The organism is Streptomyces sp. SID5643 (genome assembly GCF_009872555.1).
Taxonomy (GTDB): Bacteria; Actinomycetota; Actinomycetes; order Streptomycetales; family Streptomycetaceae; genus Streptomyces; species Streptomyces iakyrus.
Genome location: NZ_WWIC01000290.1, coordinates 1 through 4,117, shown reverse-complemented (window position 1 = coordinate 4,117; position 4,117 = coordinate 1). Strand labels below are relative to the sequence as shown.

General features: G+C 75.3%; 4 protein-coding genes. All 4 read right to left on the bottom strand.

Annotation, left to right across the window (positions count from 1 at the left end; translation table 11 throughout):
* The coding region (locus GTY56_RS31860) for an acylphosphatase (RefSeq protein WP_161368754.1) at positions 1–657 on the bottom strand (657 nt) is incomplete at its 3' end.
* On the bottom strand, positions 654–1,403 hold the full coding sequence (gene hypB, locus GTY56_RS31855) for a hydrogenase nickel incorporation protein HypB (protein WP_161368753.1): 750 nt from the start codon (positions 1,401–1,403) through the stop codon (positions 654–656). The genes GTY56_RS31860 and hypB, both read right to left, overlap by 4 nt.
* A gap of 39 nt (positions 1,404–1,442) precedes the next feature.
* Positions 1,443–2,030 carry a hydrogenase maturation protease gene (locus GTY56_RS31850; RefSeq protein ID WP_161368752.1) on the bottom strand — a complete coding sequence of 196 codons (588 nt, stop codon included), beginning with the start codon at positions 2,028–2,030 and terminating at the stop codon, positions 1,443–1,445.
* Positions 2,027–3,772, bottom strand: coding sequence for an enoyl-CoA hydratase-related protein (locus tag GTY56_RS31845; protein ID WP_161368751.1), 1,746 nt, complete (start codon positions 3,770–3,772; stop codon positions 2,027–2,029). Before GTY56_RS31845 ends, GTY56_RS31850 begins: the two co-directional genes overlap by 4 nt.
* Between the last annotated feature and the right edge of the window lie 345 nt (positions 3,773–4,117).

The window sequence follows — 4,117 nt, the reverse complement described above, 5'->3', positions numbered from 1 at the left end:
CAGCAGCGCCCGCGCCGCTGACAGGGCCTCGGCGTCCCGCGCCGGGCGCGCCCCGCTCCCGGGCGCCGGCACCAGACGCAGCCGGGGGCCGCACCCGGGGCAGGCCACCGGCTGGGCGTGGAAACGCCGGTCCAGGGGATCGCCGTACTCCCGGGCGCACGCGCCGCACATCGGGAAGCCGGACATGGTCGTGACCGCCCGGTCGTACGGCATGCCCGTGGCGATGGTGAAGCGGGGGCCGCAGTGGGTGCAGGTGACGAACGGGTGCCGGTGCCGGCGGTCGGCCGGATCGCCCAGTTCGCGCAGGCAGTCGGCGCAGGCCGCCGTGTCGGGCGGGAGGAGGGTGCTGCCGGGGGAGCGGTCGGTGGAGCGGATGGTGAAGGTGCCGTCGACTCCGGTGACGGGCAGCTCCTCGACCCCGACGCCGGTGACGGAGGCCAGCGGCGGAGCCTCCTCGGCCAGCCGGTCGCAGAAGGTGCCGACCCCGTCCGGCGGGCCCTCCACCTCGATGAGGACACCGCTCGCCGTGTTGCCCACGAATCCGGTGAGCGCGAGGTCGGTGGCGAGGCGGTGCACGAAAGGCCTGAAGCCCACGCCCTGCACGGTTCCGCGCACGGTGACGCGGCGGCGCACGGCCCGGGTGACGGGCGCTGTCACGGGACGAGGCCGGCTTCGGCGCCCTCGTGCGTGTGGGTGTGGGTGTGGGTGTGCGGGCGGGGTGCCAGGGGCGGCCGGTGGACAGCGGCTCCGTCCCGGACACCCAGCACGCGTTCCAGCAGGGCGTCGACGCCGGCGCCGGTGCGGGCGCAGGAGCGGAGCACCTCCACCCCCGGGTTGACCCGCTGGACGTTCGCCTCGAAGGCCGCCTCGTCGAACCCGGCCGGCCCGGCCAGATCGGTCTTCGTCAGTACCACCAGATGGGCGGATCCGAAGGCCGTGGGGTACTTCAGCGGCTTGTCCTCGCCCTCCGTCACCGCCATCAGCACGACCCGCAGGCTCTCGCCGAGGTCGTACGACGCGGGGCAGACGAGATTGCCGACGTTCTCCACGAACAGCAGTGACGTGCCCCCGGGCAGCCAGCTCTCCACATGACGGCGCAGCTGCCGCGCCTCCAGATGGCACAGGCCGTCCGTCAGCAGCTGCGTCACCGGGGCGCCCGAACGGGCCAGCCGGCCGGCGTCGTTCTCCGTCGCCAGGTCGGCGGTGAGGGCGGCCACCGGAAGGCTCCGCTCCACCGCCCTGGCCAGGACCCGCCCGAGCAGTTCCGTCTTGCCGCTGCCCGGGCTGGACAGCAGGTTGACCACGCTCACCCCGCGCCGGGCCAGCTCCTCACGCAGGTCCGCGGCCAGACCGTCGTTCTTCGCCAGGACGGCCCGGGTGGCCTCGTCCACGGAATCGCACATGGGCGCCGCTCCTCGCGGGTCGGTAGGGAAATCGTTCCGCTACCGATCCTCCGCGCCGCCGCTCACCGTGCCCGGCAGCCCGGCCGACGACAGGGCCGCTGATTCGTCCGGGCGGCTCAACGGGGGCGTGGCGCCCGGGTCGCCGAGCAGCACCGGCACCATGGTGTGCAGCGCCGCGACCGCCCGCCCGACCGCCTCGCGCACCGTCACGCTGATGCCCGGGGCGATGTCCTCGTCGGCGGGTGCCCGCAGCTCGGGCTCACAGGCCAGGACCAGGACGCGGGGGAGGGGCTCGTCGCCCAGGTGGGCGGCCAGGGCGAGGACCTTCGCCGGGTCCATGCCGTGCGCCTCGGGCGGCGCGCCCGCCGTGGAACCGTCGGGGAGGTCCGGCTCGATCAGCGACAGCGTGCCCGGCTCGTGCCCCCGCACGGCCGCGTCGACCAGGACGGCCGTGTCGTAGCCGTCGAGCAGCTCGTACGCCAGGTCCATGCCGCGGATACCGAAGTCCCGCACCCGCACCTCCGGCGGCAACGGGTCCTGGTCCAGGGCGCGGATCACCTCGGGGCCGAAGGCGTCGTCCGCGAGGAAGATGTTGCCGACCCCCGCGACGAGCAGCCGCGCGCTCATCGCGCGTCCCCGGTGGCCAGCGGCCGGGCGTTGCCGTTCGGGAGTTTGCGGACGAAGGCGGACCGCAGTGCGTGGTAGGGCGCCTCGGCATCGAAGAAGACGGCCCGCATCCGGGCGAGTTCGGCCCGCCGGTACTCGGCGAGGGGCCGCGTCAGCTCGTCCGCGTGCCGGGCCGTGGCCTTGGCGGTGATCCGGCGCGGAAGGTCCGGGTCGGCGGCCAGGTCGGCGGCCAGGCGCTCGACCTCGGGAGCGAACTCCGCGGCAGGGACCGGCAGCAGACGGTCCACCAGCCCGATGCGCTCGGCCGTCGCGGCGCTCACCGGCAACGCCTCGGTCGTCAGCCGCTCCGCCGTCTCGGCGCCCACCCGGCGGGGCAGCGAGTACGTCCAGTACTCCGACCCGTACAGGCCCATGTTCCGGTAGTGCGGGTTGAGGACGCTGCCCGCGCGGCACCAGACCTCGTCGGCGGCCAGGGCGAGCATGACGCCGCCCGCCGCCGCGTTGCCGCCGAGGGCCGAGACGACCAGCCGGTCGGTGGTGCGCAACACCGCCTCGACCAGGTCGTTCATGGCGTTCAGGTTGGACCAGGACTCGCCCGCCGGGTCGTCCGCCGCCTCGATGACATTGAGGTGGATGCCGTTGGAGAAGAAGTCGCGCGCGCCGCCGAACACCAGAACCGAGGTGGGGCGGGTGAGGGCGTACCGCCATGCGGCGAGCAGCCGGCGGCAGTGGGTGGTGCTCATGGCCCCGCCGGGGAACGAGAAGGTCAGGAAGCCGATGTGCCCGCGCTGCCGGTAGCGGATGTCGGTCCAGGTGGTGCGGTCCGGGGGCAGTTCGAGCGGGGCGGCGATCTCGGGCAGCCAGTACGGGCGGTCGTACGCACCCGGCATGCCCGGGCCGCTGCCGGGCGGGGCCGGGAACCCGGCGAGCACCGAGGCCGCCGGGCGGCGGAACGGCGCGGGGTCACCGGAGCTCTTGCGGGGCCGCAGCTCCGGGATCCACACCGCGCCGTCCCGGGTCGCCCGGCACAGCGCGCCTGCCCGGGTGGCGAGCAGTTCCCCCGGCTCCCCGCGCAGCCGGTCCTCGGGGTGCCCGCCGTGCAGGAACACCTCCCGGCCGCAGATCTCGTCCCTCACTCCCGGCTGGGAGTCGGCGCCCCGCAGCTTGCGCAGCACCGTCGCCGTGCTGTCGTGCTCCCAGTCGATCGCCCGCTGTTCCTGGCGGAAGCAGTCCCGCCACAGCACGTGCGTCCCGGGTTCGCTCTGCGGGCGCGGTTTGTACGACCCCTCGGCGTAGCGGCGCACGGCCAGCAGCACGGCGGCCGTGGCGGCGTCCGCCACCTCGTTGCGGTACAGGTCGCTCTTGCCCGTCGGCGGCACCGGGAAGGTGCCGTCCGCCCACACGTCCCCCGCGTCCATGGCCGCGTCGGCCTGGAGCACCGTCACGCCCCACTCGGACGCCTCCTCGGCGATCGCCCAGTCCAGCGACGACGGGCCCCGGTCCCCGGGCGGCCCAGGGTGCACGATCAGGCAGGTGTGCTCCCGCCACACGTCCTCCGGCAGGGCCGACTTCAGCATCGGGGCGACGATCAGCTCCGGGCACCCCTCGCGTACGGCGGCCCGGACCGTGTCGGGGCCGTGGGAGGCGAGCACGACGTCCACGTGGTGCCCCTCGTCCGACAGTTCGGCGAACACACGCTGGGTCAGGCTGTTGAACGCGCTGGCGACGAGCAAGATGTCCATGACACGGCATGGTCGCCCGTCGGGGGTGGGCCGTGAAGGACCACGGCGGCGTTTCGCGGCCCTCATCCGCTTCCGGCCGAACGGGCGGGTGGGCCCTGCGGGCGTCATCGGGGGCCCGGGCCTCGCGCGGCCCGGGCCGAACCACCCCGCGCCTCGGATGCGGGGGTGTGCGGTTCGGCCGGGGGCTCGGATGCGGGGGTGTGCGGTCCGGCCGGGGGCTCGGATGCGGGGGTGTGCGGTCCGGCCGGGGAGATGGCCCGGCGCCCGTCACCCGGGCCGACGGGGTCCGGCCATGCACCGAGGCCGGGGCGACGGCGGCCGCCGCCCGCGCACCGGGACCGGGCC

What these genes read in the sequence shown, in the direction of transcription:
- hypB (WP_161368753.1), bottom strand. Translation starts at nt 1,403, where the DNA reads ATGTGCGATTCCGTGGACGAGGCCACCCGGGCCGTCCTGGCGAAGAAC.
- GTY56_RS31850 (WP_161368752.1), bottom strand. Translation starts at nt 2,030, where the DNA reads ATGAGCGCGCGGCTGCTCGTCGCGGGGGTCGGCAACATCTTCCTCGCG.
- GTY56_RS31845 (WP_161368751.1), bottom strand. Translation starts at nt 3,772, where the DNA reads ATGGACATCTTGCTCGTCGCCAGCGCGTTCAACAGCCTGACCCAGCGT.